This window comes from Stutzerimonas sp. FeSN7 (assembly GCF_030263795.1).
Taxonomy (GTDB): Bacteria; Pseudomonadota; Gammaproteobacteria; order Pseudomonadales; family Pseudomonadaceae; genus Stutzerimonas; species Stutzerimonas stutzeri.
Genome location: NZ_JARPMN010000001.1, coordinates 4536059 through 4554145, shown reverse-complemented (window position 1 = coordinate 4554145; position 18087 = coordinate 4536059). Strand labels below are relative to the sequence as shown.

Annotated in this window: 14 protein-coding genes; all 14 read right to left on the bottom strand. The window is 65.5% G+C overall.

Annotation, left to right across the window (positions count from 1 at the left end; genetic code table 11):
- Positions 1-2: 2 nt before the first annotated feature.
- The 14 genes from P5703_RS21695 to P5703_RS21630 all read right to left on the bottom strand — a co-directional run bounded on the left by P5703_RS21695 (position 3) and on the right by P5703_RS21630 (position 18010).
- Positions 3-1205, bottom strand: coding sequence for an ISL3 family transposase (locus P5703_RS21695; protein WP_161612779.1), 1203 nt, complete (start codon positions 1203-1205; stop codon positions 3-5).
- 110 nt (positions 1206-1315) lie between these two features.
- Complete coding sequence (locus P5703_RS21690; RefSeq protein WP_285585726.1) at positions 1316-2518, bottom strand: ISL3 family transposase; 1203 nt, start codon at positions 2516-2518, stop codon at positions 1316-1318.
- Between the two features lie 154 nt (positions 2519-2672).
- The gene (gene dctM / locus P5703_RS21685; RefSeq protein WP_011911326.1) at positions 2673-3953 is read right to left on the bottom strand and encodes a C4-dicarboxylate TRAP transporter large permease protein DctM; all 1281 of its coding nucleotides are present in this window, start codon (positions 3951-3953) and stop codon (positions 2673-2675) included.
- On the bottom strand, positions 3950-4579 hold the full coding sequence (locus P5703_RS21680) for a TRAP transporter small permease (RefSeq protein ID WP_011911327.1): 630 nt from the start codon (positions 4577-4579) through the stop codon (positions 3950-3952). The genes dctM and P5703_RS21680 overlap by 4 nt, the downstream gene beginning before the upstream one ends.
- A gap of 265 nt (positions 4580-4844) precedes the next feature.
- Complete coding sequence (gene dctP, locus P5703_RS21675; protein WP_013981241.1) at positions 4845-5840, bottom strand: C4-dicarboxylate TRAP substrate-binding protein DctP; 996 nt, start codon at positions 5838-5840, stop codon at positions 4845-4847.
- Positions 5841-6185: 345 nt separating this feature from the next.
- Positions 6186-7580 carry a sigma-54-dependent transcriptional regulator gene (locus tag P5703_RS21670; RefSeq protein ID WP_014595359.1) on the bottom strand — a complete coding sequence of 465 codons (1395 nt, stop codon included), beginning with the start codon at positions 7578-7580 and terminating at the stop codon, positions 6186-6188.
- On the bottom strand, positions 7577-9382 hold the full coding sequence (locus tag P5703_RS21665) for a sensor histidine kinase (RefSeq protein ID WP_279643064.1): 1806 nt from the start codon (positions 9380-9382) through the stop codon (positions 7577-7579). The genes P5703_RS21670 and P5703_RS21665 overlap by 4 nt, the downstream gene beginning before the upstream one ends.
- 105 nt (positions 9383-9487) lie before the next feature.
- Positions 9488-10402 carry a dTDP-4-dehydrorhamnose reductase gene (rfbD, locus tag P5703_RS21660; protein ID WP_279643063.1) on the bottom strand — a complete coding sequence of 305 codons (915 nt, stop codon included), beginning with the start codon at positions 10400-10402 and terminating at the stop codon, positions 9488-9490.
- Positions 10399-10944: a dTDP-4-dehydrorhamnose 3,5-epimerase gene (gene rfbC / locus P5703_RS21655; protein WP_014595362.1), complete on the bottom strand. Its 546-nt coding sequence runs from the start codon at positions 10942-10944 to the stop codon at positions 10399-10401. The genes rfbD and rfbC overlap by 4 nt, the downstream gene beginning before the upstream one ends.
- Positions 10941-11813, bottom strand: coding sequence for a glucose-1-phosphate thymidylyltransferase RfbA (gene rfbA / locus P5703_RS21650; protein WP_020309167.1), 873 nt, complete (start codon positions 11811-11813; stop codon positions 10941-10943). The genes rfbC and rfbA overlap by 4 nt, the downstream gene beginning before the upstream one ends.
- Positions 11810-12880: a dTDP-glucose 4,6-dehydratase gene (gene rfbB, locus P5703_RS21645; protein WP_020309168.1), complete on the bottom strand. Its 1071-nt coding sequence runs from the start codon at positions 12878-12880 to the stop codon at positions 11810-11812. The genes rfbA and rfbB overlap by 4 nt, the downstream gene beginning before the upstream one ends.
- 195 nt (positions 12881-13075) lie before the next feature.
- Entirely contained in the window at positions 13076-14191 is a 1116-nt protein-coding gene (locus tag P5703_RS21640) for an ABC transporter permease (protein WP_111481808.1), read from the bottom strand.
- A gap of 1 nt (position 14192) precedes the next feature.
- Positions 14193-16937, bottom strand: coding sequence for a ribosome-associated ATPase/putative transporter RbbA (gene rbbA, locus P5703_RS21635; RefSeq protein WP_125919502.1), 2745 nt, complete (start codon positions 16935-16937; stop codon positions 14193-14195).
- Complete coding sequence (locus P5703_RS21630) at positions 16934-18010, bottom strand: HlyD family secretion protein (protein ID WP_125843350.1); 1077 nt, start codon at positions 18008-18010, stop codon at positions 16934-16936. Before P5703_RS21630 ends, rbbA begins: the two co-directional genes overlap by 4 nt.
- Between the last annotated feature and the right edge of the window lie 77 nt (positions 18011-18087).

Here is an 18087-nt window from a genome sequence, read left to right as displayed (position 1 = left end):
GTTCATCGCGCTTTCCCGGGGAAGGCAGCCTTGATTTTCAGGAAGAAGTATTCCGAGTCCCGAAAACCATAGGCCATACGCTTGATCACCTTGATGCGGTTGTTGACGCCCTCAAGGACGCTGGTATGCATGTGGAAGTTGGCACTGGCGAGGATGCCTCGGGCGTATTTGCGCAGGTTGCGAGCGAATCGCTGTAGCGGCGCGAGGCCGCTGTCCCGGGCGTGCCGCAACCAGGTTCGCCAGCGGCGCCAGCCCTCTCGTACGCTGGGGGCGAACCAGACATCCTTCAGCGCATCCTTGAGGACATAGACCGTAGCCAGCGGCTGGTTGGCCGCGAGTAGTTCTTGAAGCTGCACGGCTTGTCCGTCCTTCAGGTTGTTGCGATTGCGCAGCAGCAGCCAGCGGCTTTGCTTGACCGCCTTTCGTGCCGGCTTGTCTTCGCGCAGGAGGTTGGCCTGGTCAACCCGGATACGGTCGATCACATCCCGACCGTAGCGCGCGACGACGTGAAACAGGTCGTACACCACTTCGGCTTGCGGGCAATGCTTCTTCACCTCCAGGTCGAAAGCCGTGTTCATGTCCATGGCCACCGCCTCAATCTGCTGGCAGTGCTCGCCGAGCAATTCAAAGAACGGGCGGATCGCCTCACGGCTGTTGCCGTGGCCGACCCACAACACCCGCGTTCGCTCGGCGTCCATGATGACCGTGGCATAGCGATGCCCCTTGTGCAGGGCGAACTCGTCCATCACCAACCGGCGGACACCGCTTGAATCGAAGGTGCCTACCTCGGCTTGAAGGCGTCGTTTATCGAGCGTTTTGAGGGTGTGCCAGTGCAGGCCGGTGAGCTGGCTGACGTGGCTGATCGGCAGCAGCCGCAGCAGGCTTTCGAGCCAGACCCGTAACCGCCGGGTCAGGCGAGATGCAGGCTCCAGCCAGTCGATCCGCTCGGTCACCCGCCCACAACTCAGGCAATCGACTCGGCGCACGGGTAGTTGAAGCAAGACGCGCTGATCGAACAGATCACGATCGCGCACCAGACGAATCCGGCGCTCGTGAATCAACGGGCTGAGCTGACCACAACGCCCGCACCTGGGCACTGAACCGGCTTGAGGCTCAAGCTCAATCAGAAGGGAGTTGTTGGCGGATGAACGGCAGGCAACGGCGTCATAGCCTGGCCAGAACGAGGCAAGATCAATAGGATGCACGGCGACAGCAGGGACAGGTGGATGGTTGGTTTGGCGACTACCAATTTACCTGCTTCCCTGACTGTCAACTCGCTCTTCCCCCAGAGTCCGCGAAGAACCAAAAAAAAGGTTCATCGCGCTTTCCCGGGGAAGGCGGCCTTGATTTTCAGAAAGAAGTATTCCGAGTCCCGAAATCCATAGGCCATGCGCTTGATCACCTTGATGCGGTTGTTAACACCCTCAAGGACGCTGGTATGCATGTGGAAGTGAGCACTGGCAAGGATGCCTCGGGCGTATTTGCGCAGGTTGCGAGCGAAGCGTTGCAGCGGCGCGAGGCCGCTCTCGCGAGCATGTCGCAGCCAGGTTCGCCAGCGTCGCCAACCCTCTCGTACGCTGGGGGCGTACCAGACATCCTTCAAGGCATCCTTGAGTACATAGACCGTAGCCAGCGGCTGGTTCGCTGCGAGCAGTTCCTGTAGCTGCACGGCCTGTCCGTCCTTCAGGTTGTCGCGATTTCGCAGCAGCAGCCAACGACTCTGCTTGACCGCCTTTCGTGCCGGCTTGTCTTCGCGCAGGAGGTTGGCCTGGTCGACCCGGATACGGTCGATCACATCCCGGCCGTAGCGCGCGACGACGTGAAACAGGTCGTACACCACTTCGGCCTGCGGGCAATGTTGCTTTACCTCCAGGCCGAAAGCCGTGTTCATGTCCATGGCCACCGCCTCAATCTGCTGGCAGTGCTCGCCGAGCAATTCAAAGAACGGGCGGATCGCCTCACGGCTGTTGCCGTGGCCGACCCACAGCACCCGTGTTCGCTCGGCATCCATGATGACCGTGGCATAGCGATGCCCCTTGTGCAGGGCGAACTCGTCCATCACCAACCGGCGGACACCGCTTGAATCGAAGGTGCCTACCTCGGCTTCCAGGCGTCGTTTATCGAGCGTCTTGAGGGTGTGCCAGTGCAGGCCGGTGAGCCGGCTGACGTGGCTGATCGGCAGCAGCCGCAGCAGGCTTTCGAGCCAGACCCGTAACCGCCGGGTCAGGCGAGATGCAGGCTCCAGCCAGTCGATCCGCTCGGTCACCCGACCACAGTTCAGGCAATCGACTCGGCGCACGGGTAGTTGAAGCAGGACGCGCTGATCGAACAGATCGCGATCACGCACCAGACGAATCCGGCGCTCGTGAATCAACGGGCTGAGCTGACCACAACGCCCGCACCTGGGCACTGAACCGGCTTGAGGCTCAAGCTCAATCAGAAGGGAGTTGTTGGCAGATGAACGGCAGGCAACGACGTCATAGCCTGGCCAGAACGAGGCAAGATCAATAGGATGCACGGCGACAGCAGGGACAGGTGAAGGGTGTGTTTGGCGACTGCCAATTTACCTGCTTCCCTGACTGTCAACTCGCTCTTCCCCCAGAGTCCGCGAAGAACCAAAAAAAACCCGGCGCGAAGGCCGGGCTGAAAAGCAGGAAGGCTGTGCTGGTGGGCTACATGCCCAGCCAGTTCGGCAGGGCCAGGGAGATCGACGGCACGTAGGTGATGATCACCAGGAAGCTCAGCATCAGTGCCAGCCATGGCAGCACCGCGCGGATCACCTGGGTCACCGGCATGCCCGTCACCGCCGAGGCGACGAACAGGTTCAGCCCCACCGGTGGTGTGATCAATCCGATCTCCATGTTCACCACCATGATGATGCCCAGGTGGATCGGATCGATGCCCAGCTGGACGGCGATCGGGAACAGGATCGGTGCCAGGATCAGGATGATCGCCGACGGCTCCATGAAGGCTCCGGCGACCAGCAGCACGATGTTCACCACCAGCAGGAACATCCACGGCTGCAGGCCGGCTTCGATCACCCAGGCAGTGATCGCCTGCGGGATCTGCTCGGTGGTCAGCACGTGGGCGAACAGCATGGCGTTGGCGATGATGAACATCAGCATGATCGACAGCTTGCCGGACTCCAGCAGCACTTTCGGGCAATCGCGCAGGGTGATGTCCTTGTAGACGAACAGCGCGACGAAGGCCGAATACACCGCCGCCACCGCCGCCGCTTCGGTCGGGGTGAACATGCCGGAGTAGATACCGCCGAGGATGATCACCATCAGCAGCAGGCCCCAGATCGCCTTGCGCGCGGCGCTCAGCCACTCGCGGAAGCTCGCCCGCGGCAGGGCCGGCAGGTTCTTCTTCACCGCGATGATATAGATCGCCACCATCAGCGCCAGGCCGAGCATGATGCCCGGGACGACACCGGCCATGAACAGCTTGCCCACCGAGGTCTCGGTCGCGGCGGCGTAGACCACCATGACCACCGACGGCGGGATCAGGATGCCCAGGGTACCGGCGTTACAGACGATGCCGGCGCCGAAGGCCTGCGGGTAACCGGAGCGCACCATGCCGGCGATGGCAATGGAGCCGACCGCAGCCACGGTGGCCGGCGACGAACCGGACAGTGCGGCGAACAGCATGCACGCCAGCACCGCACCGATGGCCAGGCCGCCACGGATGTGGCCGACGCAGGCATTGGCGAAGTCGATCAGACGACGGGCCACGCCGCCGGTGGTCATGAAGGCGCCGGCCAGCAGGAAGAAGGGAATGGCCAGCAGGGTGTAGTGCTCGGAGGTCTCGAACAGCTTGATCGCCAGCGAGCGCACCGAGTCCTGGCTGAAGATCATGATGGTCAGCGAACCGGCCAGGCCCAGGGAAACGGCCACCGGCACACCGATGAACATCAGTGCGAAGAGGGCGACGAACAGGAACAGGATGGTCATTGCTTGGGCTCCTCTTCGCCGTGCTTGAGCGCATCGGCCGCTTCATCGGCGAGGCCGAGGCCGGTCTGCTCGTTGCGCAGGATGCGCACGAAAATTTCGGCGAAACGGATGAACACCATGGCGAAACCGAACGGCACGATCAGGCCGATGTGCCACTGCTTGACGCCGATGTGACCCAGGTCCTCGGCGCCGATGTTGGCGATGAACAGGGTCTGGATCCACTCGAAGCTGGCAACGGTCAGCAGACCGGCGTAGCCCAGGCAGAACAGGCAGGCGATGATGCCGATGACACGCTGGATATGACGCGGCGCCAGCTTGACCAGCGCGTCGACGCCGATATGGCCGGCGGTACGCACGCCATAGGCCAGGCCGGAGAAGATCAGCCAGGCGAACAGCGCCTTGGTCAGCGCGGTGCTCCAGGTCATGGACTGGGCCAGACCGATGATGAAGTCACCGATGGCGAACCAGAAGTCGGCGGTGCCTTCGAAGCGGTCGCCCAAGTCGTAGAACAGCGTGTAGAGGTTGTTGAGGATCACGTAGACGAAGGTCACCAGTGTCATGGCGGCCAGCAGAAAGGCGATGAAGCCTTCCTCGAAGTGGTCCCAGACGCGCCAGAGGGCGTTCATGGATGACATCTCCCGATGGACTGCGGTTGTATCGAAAGGCAGCACGGAGGTGCGCCGTGAACCAGCCGGGGCAGGCTGGGAGACAGAGCAATGAAAAACTCTTGTTGTGGCCAGTGAAGCGGCCCAGCCCGGGATCACCTCGGCATGGCCTTCCTGCCCTTGGTGCGGGCCTGGTCTTCGCTAGCGGCTTTGTTTTTTCACTGAGCTGTCGGGTATCGCTGGGTGGTACAGCCGAGGAGCGGGGTGGCCGCCCCTCGGCAAAGGCTTAGTTAGCCTGGTTGGCGGCTTCGGCGGCCTTGATCAGGTCGGCACCGATTTCGCCTTCGAACTTCTTCCAGACCGGCTTCATGGCTTCACGCCACATTTCGCGCTGCTCCGGAGTCAGGTCGATGATCTCGGTGGTGCCGGCGTCGATGATGCGCTGCTTGTCGGCCTGGTTCAGCTCGTCAGCCTGCTTGTTCACCGCGACGGTCACTTCGTCCAGGATCTTTTCCAGCTCGCCGCGTACGTCAGCCGGCAGACCGTTCCAGAACTTGGTGTTGGTGATCACCATGTAGTCCAGCAGACCGTGGTTGGACTCGGTGATGTACTTCTGCACTTCGTGCATCTTCTGCGAGTAGATGTTCGAGTAGGGGTTCTCGGCACCGTTGACCACGCCGGTCTGCAGGCCCTGGTAGACCTCGGCGAAGCTCATCTTGCGCGGGTTGGCGCGCACGGCCTTGAACTGCTCGTCCAGCACGGCGGAAGCCTGTACGCGGAACTTCAGACCACGGGCGTCCTTCGGCTCGCGCAGCGGCTTGTTGGCCGACAGCTGCTTCATGCCGTTGTGCCAGTAGCCCAGGCCGGTGATGTTCTTGTCTTCCATCGAGCGCAGCAGGCTCTGGCCGGCTTCACCTTGCTGGAAGCGGTCGACCGCTGCGATGTCGTCGAACAGGAACGGCAGGTCGAAGACCTGAACGCCCTTGGAGTAGTGTTCGAACTTGGCCAGCGACGGCGCGATCAGCTGAACGTCGCCCAGCAGCAGGGCTTCCATTTCCTTGCCATCGCCGAACAGCGAGGAGTTCGGGTAAACCTGTACCTCGACCTTGCCGGCCAGACGCTCTTCCACCAGTTTCTTGAACATCAGGGCGCCCTGGCCTTTCGGCGTGTTCTCGGCGACCACGTGAGAGAACTTGATGGTGATCGGGTCAGCCGCGTGGGCCAGACCAGCGATGCTCAGCGACAGGGCGCATGCCAGCGCCTTGGCAGTCAGTTTGAACATTGATGTTTCCTCTTGTTGTGGGTGGGAGGCCTCGGGGCATCCCGGCAGTAACCAGCTGGGCAAGTCTAGGCGCAATGGCCTGGATGCGATGCACGATCGCGACTCGATCCATCCGGTTCATCGGGTTTCAGGAGCAATGCCTGTGCCAACCGCTGGCGCAGGCACCTGAAGCCAGCGAGTTTACCCAGCAATAGATGAAGGTTTGAATGGCCAATTGCCAACAAGCGCGTCTAGGTCGCACCTTTGCGCGGGGTGAGCAGGCCATCCGCGGTTGGCATTGCAGGGAGGGACGGGATTGGCAGTCGAGGCTCGATGCGGCGGTCAAGGATGGCGGATTTCCGCCATCTAGTCGTTTTCGTCGGGCGAGCTTCCGCCAGCATCGGTAAAGCTCAGGCCATGCTTGCGCAGCTTGTCATGCAGTGTCTTGCGCGGCAGGCCGAGGGCTTCGGCAACGCTGCGCAGCGATCCGTGGGGACGGTTCAGTTCAGCGGCGATCAGCGCGCGCTCGAAGGCTTCGACCTGCTCGCCCAGGCTGCCGCCGCCGGCCAGGTCGGCGCTCGGCTCGCTGCCTGGCCGCTCCAGGCCCAGGCCGAGCCCGAGGGCGAAGCGCTCCGCGGTGTTCTGCAGCTCGCGCACGTTGCCCGGCCAGGTGTGCTGCAGCAGCGTGGCACGCTGCTCGGGCTGCAGTTCGCGAACCGGCAGGCCGTGGCGCTGGGCGGCGGCCTCGGCGAAGTGCTGAAACAGCAGAAGGATGTCTTCGCTGCGTTCACGCAGCGAAGGAATGCGCAAGGGTGCGACGTTTAGCCGGTAATAGAGGTCGGCGCGGAAGCGGCCCTGGTCGGCGGCGACGCGCAGGTCTTCCTTGGTTGCGGCGATGACACGGATATCCAGGGCGATCGACTGGTTGCCGCCGAGGCGTTCGACCACGCGCTCCTGCAGCAGGCGCAGCAGCTTGACCTGTACATCCAGGCTCATGCTCTCGATCTCGTCGAGAAACAGGGTGCCGCCGTTGGCGAACTCGAACTTGCCGATCCGGCGTTTCTGCGCGCCGGTGAACGCGCCGGGCTCGTGGCCGAACAGCTCGCTCTCCACCACCGACTCGGCCAGGGCACCGGCGTTGATGGCCACGAACGGGCCGTTGCGGCGGTTCGACAGGTCGTGCAGTGCGCGCGCCACCACCTCCTTGCCGGCCCCGGTCTCGCCAAGAATCAGCACGTCGGCCTGGGTTCCGGCCAATGCGCCGATCTGCTCGCGCAGGCGCAGCATCGCCCGGGACTGGCCGAGCAGGCGTGCCGACAACTGCTGGCGGTCGGCCAGGGCCAGGCGCAGCGAGCGGTTGTCCAGCACCAGCTGGCGCAGCGCCAGGGCACGCCGCACGCTGTCAAGCAGCGCCTCGCTGGGGAAGGGCTTTTCCAGGAAATCGTAGGCACCGGCGCGCATGGCCTGCACCGCCAGCTGGATGTCGCCGTGACCAGTGATGAGGATCACCGGCAGCTCGCTGTCGCGTGCCCGTAACTGTTGCAGCAGCTCCAGTCCGTCGATGCCGGGCATGCGGATGTCGCTGACCACCACCCCCTGCCAGTCCGCCGGCAGGCGTGCGGCCAGGTCGCGGGCGTCGCCCAGGCTGGCCACCTTGAGCCCGGCCAGGTCGAGGGTCTGGCTCAGTGCCTGGCGCAGATGCGGATCGTCGTCGATCAGCACCACCTGGGCCTGGGTACTGATCGGGGTGTCGCTGCTCATTGGAAATGGTCCTCGGTGGGAAAGGCCACGCCGGGTTCGGCGCTGCGCAGGAACAGACCGAGCTGGGCGCCGCCCTCGGCATGATTGCTCATGCGCAGCTCGCCGCCCAGGGCGCGGGTGAGGGTATCGCAGATCGCCAGGCCGAGGCCCAAGCCCTGGGTGCTGGTCTTGGTGGTGAAGAAGGGTTCGCGGGCGCGCTGCAGCGCCTCGGCGGAGAAGCCCGGGCCGTTGTCGCGCAGGGTCAGCAGCACGCCGTCGCCCTCCAGCTCGGCGCGCAGCCAGATGCGCCGCGGCTGGGGCCGTTCACCGAGGGCGTCGAGAGCGTTGGCCAGGAGATTGGCGAGGATCTGCCGCAGCCGCGTTTCGCCAGCCTGCACCCACAGCGTCGCGTCCGGCAGGTCGCGGATCAGCTCGACGCCCATGGCCTGGCGGCGCTTGGCCAGCAGCGCCAGCGCATCGTCCAGCGCCGGCTGCAGCGCGACCCGTTCCGGTGCGTGCTGATCGCGACGGGCGAAGGCGCGCAGGTGGGCGATGATCGAGGCCATGCGCGCGGTCAGCTCGCTGATCAGCCGCAGATTGTCGCGCGCCTCGTCGACACGCTCATGGTCGAGTAGTACGCGGGCGTTGTCGGCATAGCTGCGGATCGCTGCCAGCGGCTGGTTGAGTTCGTGACTGATGCTCGCCGACATCGTGCCCAGCGCCGATAGCTTGCCGGCCTGCAGCAGTTCGTCCTGGGCGCGCACCAGCTCCTGCTGGGCCTGTTCGCGCTCGAGCACCTCGACCTTGAGCCGGCTGTTCAGCGCCTCCAGGTCGCGGGTGCGCTCGAGCACTCGCTGCTCCAGCTGTTGGCGTGCCTGGCTGTCCAGCGCCAGCCGTTCGAGGAAGTGCCGGCGACGCTGCATCAGCAGGCCGAGCCAGAGCAGCAGCGCCAGCAGGGTGGCGGCGCCGATCGCGACCACGGTGCGCACCGGGCGCTCGACCAGGCTGACCGGCGCGAGGATGCGCACTGTCCAGCCGGTCTCCTTCAGCTCGCGGCTCTGGATCAGCCAGGCGTCGATATTCAGCGTCAGGTCCTGCGGGTAGAGCGTCGGGTAGGGCTGATCGAAGGCGATCTGCTCGCGCTCGTCCACGCCCAGCCCGCGGGTGGCGCGGAAACGCCAGTCGGGCCGCGAGGTGAGGATCACCACGCCGAAATTGTCGGTCACCAGCAGCTGTTCCGGGGTGCTGCCCCAGAGCGTCTCGGTGTGATCGAGATCGACCTTGACCACCAGCACGCCGAGCACCTGGTCGCCGTCGCGCACCGCCGCGCCGAAGTAGTAGCCGCGCTTGCCGGAGGTGGTGCCGAGGCCGAAGAAGCGCCCAAGACGTCCCTCCATGGCCTGGCGGAAGTAGGGGCGGAAGGCGAAGTTGCGATCGACGAAGCTGTCTTCCTCGTCCCAGTTAGAAGCGGCCAGGGTGTTGCCGTCGGTCGCCATCAGGTAGATCACGTCGGCGCTGGTCTGGTTGCGCAGGCGCTTGAGCAGCCGGTTGGCGTTGTCGCGGACCTGGGGCGAGTCCTGCTGCAGCACGGCGCGCAGCGCGGGCAGGTCACCGAGGATGCGCGGCAGCACCTCGTAGCGGTTGAGCGTGCCGAGCAGGTTGGCGACGTACAGGTCCAGGGTCTGACGGTTCTGTTCGGTCAGCTCGTTGCGGTAGTAACGCTCGGCGAGCTGCTGCAGCGGCCAGAGCAATGGCGCCAGCAACAGGGCCAGCAGGGCGAGATTGCGCCAGCGGGGGCGGCGGGGAGCGAGAAGTGCGGTCATGCATGAGGCGCCTGGATGTCGGGCGCATTATGCACGCTGCGCGAGCCGACGTTCAGCGTCGCGGCTCGTGGCAACCCGATGGAGCGAGCTGCAGGCGCAGTTGGCTCAGCGGCCGACGGCGACCGGCTGGCGCGCGTTGTCGGCTTCGAGGTCGCGGGCCCGGGTGCAGCACTCGTGCAGGGCGGTTTCCCAGTCCGGCAGCTGGACGCCCCAGTCCTGCTGCAGCCGTGCGCAGTTGAGCCGCGAATTCAGCGGCCGCTGCGCCGCGGTCGGGTAGTCCTTGGACAGGATCGGGGTGATCTCGGCACGCAGGCGTCCTTCCTGGCGCAACCGTTCGGCGATGCTGCAGGCAAAGCCGTACCAGGAGGTCTCGCCGCTGGCGGTGAGGTGATACAGCCCGCTCGGCCCGGCCTGCCCGGCGTTGCGCTTGCGCACCAGTTCGGCGGTGACGCGGGCGATGGTCGCGGCCCAGGTCGGCGCACCGACCTCGTCGCTGACCACCGACAGCGCATCGCGCTCCTGCAGCAGGCGCTGCATGGTCAGCAGGAAGTTCTTGCCATGTTGCGAGTAGACCCAGCTGGTGCGCAGGATCAGGTGTTCGCCGCCGACGGCCTGGATCGCCTGCTCGCCGGCCAGCTTGCTGGCGCCATAGACGCCCAGCGGGTTCGGCGTGTCGTGCTCGTCGTAGGGTTCGGTCTTGCGGCCGTCGAACACGTAGTCGGTGGAATAATGGATCAGCGGCACGCCGAGGCGCGCGGCTTCTTCGGCGAGCACCTGCGGGCCGCGGGCATTGACCGCGAAGGCCTGCTCGCGGCGGGTTTCCGCCGGGTCGACCGCAGTGTAGGCCGCCGCGTTGATGATCAGGTCCGGCCGCAACAGGCGCACCTGCTCGCGAATCTGCTCAGGTACGGCGAGGTCCAGCGCATTGTGCCCGAGGGCGAGCAGCTTGCCGGTATCCGCCAACTCCGACTGCAGCTCGCGGGCCAGCTGGCCCGTGCTGCCGGTGATCAGGATTTTCATGGAAACAGCTCCGCGTCGCGCAGCAGCTTGCCGGCCTGGTCCTTGGCGGACAGTTGTGGCGCCTCGTCGAAGGGCCATTGGATGCCGAGCTCGGGGTCGTTCCACAGCAGGCTGCGCTCATGCTCAGGCGCGTAGTAGTCGGTGGTCTTGTAGAGGAACTCGGCGCTTTCGCTGAGCACCACGAAGCCATGTGCGAAGCCTTCGGGGATCCACAGCTGGCGCTGGTTCTGCGCGCTCAGGTGGGTGCCGAACCAGCGGCCGAAGCTCGGCGAGCTCTTGCGCAGGTCGACGGCGACGTCGAATACCTCGCCGGCCACTACCCGCACCAGTTTTCCCTGCGGCTGCTGGATCTGGTAATGCAGGCCACGCAGCACGCCGCGCTGCGACTTGGAGTGGTTGTCCTGGACGAACTGACGCTTGAGCCCCGTGGCCGCTTCGAAAGCGGCCGCGTTGAAGCTCTCGTAGAAGAAACCGCGTTCGTCGCCGAAGACCTTGGGCTCGATGATCAGTACGTCGGGAATGCTGGTTTCGACGACCTTCATGCGTCTTCACCCGCCAGCTTGAACAGGTACTGGCCGTAGCCGGTCTTGCCCAGCGCATCGGCGCGGCGCAGCAGCTGCTCGCGGTCGATCCACTTGTGCTGGTAGGCGATCTCCTCCAGACAGGCGACCTTCAGGCCCTGGCGGTGCTCGATGGTCTGCACGTACTGCGAGGCTTCCAGCAGGCTGTCGTGGGTACCGGTATCGAGCCAGGCGAAGCCACGGCCGAAGCGTTCGACATTGAGATCGCCGCGCTCAAGGTAGGCCATGTTGACGTCGGTGATCTCCAGTTCGCCGCGCGGCGAGGGCTTGATCGACTTGGCGATCTCGATCACGTCGTTGTCGTAGAAGTACAGGCCGGTCACTGCGTAGCTGGACTTCGGCTTCTTCGGCTTCTCTTCGATGGACAGCGCCTTGCCGTCCGCGTCGAAGTCGATCACGCCGAAGCGCTCCGGATCCTTGACCCAGTAGCCGAACACCGTGGCGCCCTTCTCCTGACGCGCGGCGCGCTGCAGCTTCTCGGTGAAGTGCTGGCCGTGGAAGATGTTGTCGCCGAGGATCAGGCATACCGAATCGTCGCCGATGAACGCTTCACCGATCAGGAAGGCCTGGGCCAGGCCGTCCGGCGAAGGTTGTTCGGCGTAACTGAAGTTGACCCCGAACTGGCTGCCGTCGCCCAGCAGGTTCTGGTACTGCGGCAGATCCTGCGGTGTCGAGATGACCAGAATGTCGCGGATGCCGGCGAGCATCAGCACCGAGATCGGGTAGTAGGCCATCGGCTTGTCGTAGATCGGCAGGAGCTGCTTGGATACGCCAAGGGTGATGGGGTGCAGACGGGTGCCGGAGCCTCCGGCGAGGATGATTCCTTTCATGCGTTCTCCAGGGCGCCGAGGCGCTCGCGTTGATAGCTGCCGTCCTGGACGCGACGGCACCATTCGAGGTTGTTCAGGTACCACCGCACGGTCTTGCGCAGGCCGGTCTGGAAGGTTTCCTGCGGCACCCAGCCGAGCTCGCGCTCGATCTTGCCGGCGTCGATGGCGTAGCGCAGGTCGTGGCCCGGGCGATCCTTGACGAAGGTGATCAGGTCTTCATAGCGGGCCAGGCCGGCGGGCTTGTTCGGCGCCAGTTCTTCCAGCAGCGCGCAGATGCCGCGCACCACATCGATGTTCTTCTGCTCGTTGTGGCCGCCGATGTTGTAGGTCTCGCCAACCCTGCCCTCGCTGACCACCTTGAACAGTGCGCGGGCGTGATCCTCGACGAACAGCCAGTCGCGGATCTGCGAGCCGTCGCCGTAGACCGGCAGCGGTTTGCCATCCAGCGCGTTGAGAATCACCAGCGGGATCAGCTTCTCGGGGAAGTGGAACGGCCCATAGTTGTTCGAGCAGTTGGTGATCAGCACCGGCAGGCCGTAGGTACGCTGCCAGGCGCGGACCAGGTGGTCCGACGAGGCCTTGCTGGCCGAGTAGGGCGAGCTGGGCGCGTAGGGGGTGGTCTCGGTGAACAGGTCGTCGACGCCGTGCAGGTCGCCGTAGACCTCGTCGGTGGAGATGTGGTGGAAACGGAACGCCGCACGGCGTTCGGTCGGCAGCGTCTGCCAGTAGGCGCGGGCGGCCTCCAGCAGCTGATAGGTGCCGACGATGTTGGTCTGGACGAACTCGGCCGGGCCATCGATGGAGCGGTCGACGTGGGACTCGGCGGCCAGATGCATGATGGCGTCCGGCTGGAAGTCCAGCAGCGCCTCGCTGACCCGCTCACGATCGGCGATGTCGGCCTGGAGGAACTGATAGCGCGGGTTGTCGTCCACGCTGGCCAGCGACTCGAGGTTGCCGGCATAGGTCAGTTTGTCCAGGTTGAGCACGCTGTGCCCGGTATCGAGGATGAGGTGACGGATCAGTGCGGAACCGATGAATCCGGCTCCGCCAGTAACGAGAATGCGCATAGTGATAGGGCTTCCTTGGCGCGCTGTCGAGCATCAGGCTCTTAGCATGTCGGCACGATAGACCGGCCTTCGATACAAAAATTCCCGAAGGGTGCCGGCGGCCGGGTAACGGCTTGGTTACAGAGGTAAACACGGGCTGCTGGCCCGCCGCCAGCCCCGTGCTGCAGGGACCGCACGGCGCGGCGTTGTTGCCGGCTAGCGCAACGACACGCGCAGCCGCGACAGCGCACCGACAAAGAACACCGCACCGATCACCGCCAGCGCCAGCAGCTGCGGCCAGATCACCGAAACGCCGGCGCCGCGGAAGAGGATCGCCTGGGCCAACTCGATGAAGTGCGTGGTCGGCGCCGCCAGCATGATGTGCTGCACCAACTCAGGCATGCTCTCGCGCGGGGTCATTCCGCCGGAAAGGATCTGCAGCGGCATCAGCGCGAGGATGATCAGCAGGCCCAGCTGCGGCATCGAGCGTGCCACGGTGCCGAAGAAGATGCCCATCGAGGTGGTGGCGAACAGGTGCAGCGCGGCGCCGCCGATGAACAGCAGCAGCGAGCCTTGGATCGGGATCTGCAGCCAGCCCTCGACGATGAAGCGCAGGGCGAAGGCCGAGGCCAGCAGCACCACCAGGCCCATCGCCCAGACCTTGGCCAGCATGATTTCGAACGGCGTCACCGGCATCACCAGCAGGTGTTCGATGGTGCCGTGCTCGCGCTCGCGTATCAGCGCGGCGCCGGTGAGGATGATCGAGAGCATGGTGATCTGGTTGATCACCTCGTTCACCGCGCCGAACCAGGCGCGCGTCAGGTTGGGGTTGAAGGCGATGCGCACCACCGCCTCGACCGGCAGCACGGGGTCGGCGCGATAGCGCTGGACGAACGTGGTGACCTCATCGTTGATGATCTGCTGGATGTGCCCGGCGCCGGTGAACGCCTGGCTGACCTGGGTGGCGTCGACGTTGAGCTGGATGGTCGGGCTGCGTCCGGCCAGCAGATCGGCCTGGAAGTCCGGCGGAATGTTCAGGGTGAAAGTATAGAGCCCAGCGTCCATGCCGCTGTCCATCTGCCACAGGTCGATGGGTTCCGGCGGCAGGAAGTAGGGCAGCTGGAAGGCGTTGAGGATACGCTGGGAGACCTGCGATTGGTCCTCGTCGACCACCGCCAGGGTGGCCCGGTGCGGCGACTCGGGCTGGGCGGTGGCGGCAGAGTAGATGGCCACGGTGAAGGCGTAGACGATCAGCACCAGCAGCGCCGGATCGCGGTACAGGCTGCGCAGTTCCTTGAGGCCGAGCTGGAAGGCGTTGCCGAGTGTGCGCATGTCATTTTTCCTGCTTGCGCAGACCGGCGACGCTGAGCAGGGTCAGCAGCGGGATCGCCAGCAGCAAGGGGATGAAGTACCAGTAGAGGTCGGCCATGCCCAACGCCTTGGAGAATACGCCGCGGCTGATGATCAGGAAGTGGCTGGTCGGGTAGATCTGGCCGAAGAAGGCACTGAGGCCCTCCTGCGCCGAGACGGGGTTGGTCAGCCCGGAGAATTGCACCGCCGGCAGCAGGGTGGCGATGGCGGTGCCGAAGATCGCCGCGATCTGGCTGTTGAGCACCGAGGATATCAGCAGGCCCAGGCCGGTGGCGCAGGTGACATAGAGCAGCGCGCCGATCACCAGGGTGAGCAGGCTGCCCTTGATCGGGATGCCGAAGACGAACACCGCCACCAATACCAGGGTGGCGAAGTTGACCATGCCCAGGGCGATGTAGGGCAGCTGCTTGCCGAGCAGGAATTCCAGGCGGGTCACCGGGGTGACGTAAAAATTGGTGATCGATCCCAGCTCCTTCTCGCGCACCACGCCGAGGGCGGTGAGCATCGCCGGGATCATCATCAGCAGGATCGGGATCATCGCCGGGACCATGGCCGGCAGGCTCTGCACGTCCGGGTTGTAGCGGTAGCGGATGGCGATGTCGGCCAGGGCGGCGCTGCTCACCCCGGCGCTGCGCGCCAGGTCCTGCAGATAACTGGCATGCAGGCCTTGCACGTAGCCCCTGATGGTGTCGGCGCGCATCGGCATGGCGCCGTCGATCCAGAACGCCACTTGGGGGGCGGCGCCGCGCTTGAGGTCACGGCCGAAGTCGGGCGGGATCTCGATGGCCAGGCTGATGTCGCCGCTGCGCAGGCGCCGGTCCATGTCGGCGGGGCCTTCCAGCGGCGCCTTCTCGACGAAATAGCGCGAGCCGGCGATATTCAGCGCATAGGCCTGGCTGGTGGTGGTCTGGTCATGGTCGAGCACCGCGTAGGTCAGATCCTCGACGTCCAGACTGATGCCATAGCCCATGATGAGCATCAGCAGCACGGTGCCGAGCATGGCCAGGGTGGCACGGATCGGGTCGCGACGCAGCTCCATGGCTTCGCGGCGGGTGTAGCTGAGCAGGCGGCGCAGGCTGAAGCGGGCGTCCAGCTCGGCGCTGCTGGCGACCATGGCCGGGCGCTCGATGGCCGACGCGGTTACCTGCGGACCGGGGCCGCTGGCGGCGCCTTCAGCCGCGGCGTCCCTTAGATAGGCGATGAAGGTCTCTTCAAGGGTCCGAAGGCCGCGCTTGCGCATCAGCGCCTGCGGCGTGTCGCTGTCCAGCACGCGGCCGGCGTGCATCAGCGAGATGCGGTCGCAGCGCAGCGCCTCGTTCATGAAGTGGGTGGAGATGAAGATGGTCACGCCGTCCTCGCGCGACAGCTGCACCAGGAGTTCCCAGAAGCCGTCGCGCGCCACCGGGTCGACGCCCGAGGTGGGTTCGTCGAGAATCAGCATCTCCGGTGCATGGATCACCGCTACCGCCAGCGACAGGCGCTGGCGCACGCCCAGCGGCAACGCCTCGGGCAGGCTGTCGACCTCGTCGATCAGTCCGAAACGCTCGAGCATCTCGCGGATGCGCGGCTCCCGGCGTTCGGCCGGCAGGTGGAACAGCCGGGCGTGCAGGTCGAGGTTCTGCCACACGGTCAGTTCGCTGTACAGCGAGAAGGCCTGGGACATGTAGCCGACGCGCTGGCGGGTCTGCAGGTCGTGCGGGTCCACCGGCTTGCCGAACAGCAGCGCCTGGCCCTCGCTGGCCGGCAGCAGGCCGGTGAGCATCTTCATGGTCGTGGTCTTGCCGCAGCCGTTGGAGCCAAGAAAGCCAAAGATCTCGCCGCGCTCGATGCGCAGGTTGACCCTGTCCACCGCGACGAAATCGCCGAAGCGCATGGTCAGATCGTGGGCTTCGATGGCGATGTCGTCGTTGGCTTGGCGCGGCGGGATTTTCAAGGCGCGGTGGCGGCTGCTCTTCTCCTTCGGCAGCAGGCGGATGAAGGCTTCTTCCAGGCTGTCGCTGGCGGTGCGCGTCAGCAGTTCGGCCGGCGTGCCGGTGGCGAGGAGGCGCCCGGCGTCCATCGCCACCAGGTGATCGAAGCGCTGCGCCTCATCCATGTAGGCGGTGGCCACCAGCACGCTCATCTGTGGGCGATCCCGGCGGATGCGCTCGATCAGCTCCCAGAACTGCGCCCTCGACAGCGGGTCGACGCCGGTGGTGGGTTCGTCGAGGATCAGCAGATCGGGGTCGTGGATCAGCGCGCAACAGAGGCCGAGCTTCTGCTTCATGCCACCGGACAGCTTGCCCGCCGGGCGCTCGACGAAGGGTGCCAGGCCTGTGCTGCGGGTCAGCTCGGCGATGCGCCAGTGGCGCTCGTCGGCAGCCTGGCCGAACAGCCGGCCAAAGAATTCGAGGTTCTCGAACACCGTCAGCGTTGGGTAGAGGTTCTTGCCCAGGCCCTGAGGCATGTAGGCGATGCGCGGGCACACCGCGCGACGGTGGCCGGCATCGCCCATGTCGCCGTCGAGCACCCGCACCCGGCCCTGCTGCAGCTTGCGCGCGCCGGCGATCAGCGCCAGCAGGCTGGACTTGCCGACGCCGTCCGGGCCGATCAGGCCAACCATGCAACGGGCTGGCAGGTCGACGCTGAGATCGTCCAGTGCGCGGGTCTTGCCGTATTGCAGGCTGACACCCGCGACCTGCGCCACCGGCGCGAGCGGCTGGTTCATGGCGTGACGTTGACCTGCAGATGGGCGGGCCACTCGGCGTCGGCGTCCAGCTTGACGTAGGCCATGCCGGGCAGGCCGGTCTTGACCTGCTCCAGGCGCTTGTTCAGCAGCTCCGGGGCTATCCTCGCCTTGACCCGAAACATCAGCTTCTCGCGCTCGCTCTCGGTCTCCACCGTCTTCGGCGTGAACTGCGCCACGCTGGCGACATAGGTGATTCTGGCCGGGATCACATACTGCGGTACGGCATCGATCACCAGGCGCGCCTCCGAACCCATGGCGACACGGCCGGCGAGGCGCTCGGGCAGGAAGAACGTCATATAGACGTCGGCCAGGTCGACCAGGTTGAGCAGCTTGCCGCCAGCCGGAAGCACCTCGCCCGGTTGCGCCACGCGGTACTGCACGCGTGCCACGCGGTCGGTCTTCAGTTCGCTGTCACTGATGTCGGCCTGCAGGCGCGCGACGTTGGCCTGGGCCGCCTCCAGCGCCGACTGTGCCTCGATCACCTGGGATTTCGCCGCGGCGATGCCGGCCTCGGCGGACAGCACCTGCGAGCGCGAGGCGGCCAGCGCGGCCTGGGCGCTCTGCATGGCGGCCAGGTCATCGTCCAGCTGCTGGCGCGGCAAGGCGTTGCGCGCGACCAGGGCCTCGGTGCGCTGGTAGCGCTTCTGCGCGGCCGTCAGTTCGGCGCGGCGCTGGTGCACCACGGCTTCGGCGGTGGCCTTTTCGCTCTCGCGCTGGGCGACCAGTGCCTGTGCCGTGAGGATCGCGTTCTCCGCCTGGCGCACCTGGGCCCGTGCCTGGTTAAGCTGGGCCTCGAGCACTTCGGTGTCCATGCGCGCGATGATCTGGCCGGGCTGGACGAAGTCGCCCTCGTCGACGCTGATCTCGCGGATACGCCCGCCGAGCTTGGTCGCCACGTCGATCTCGGTGGCCTCGATGCGGCCGTTGCCGCTGGCGAAGCCATCGCCCAGGCCGTCGGTGCGCAGCTCGGACCAAGCCAGCAGGCCGACGACGACCAGCGCGGCAAGCGCGAACAGCACCCGGCGAAGGGTTTTCTGGAGTGGGACTTTCATGGTTATTCCCTTACATGAAGCGATAGCGCGCATGCTAAGCGATGGTCGGACGGGTTGCGCTTAGCCTGAATCAATGA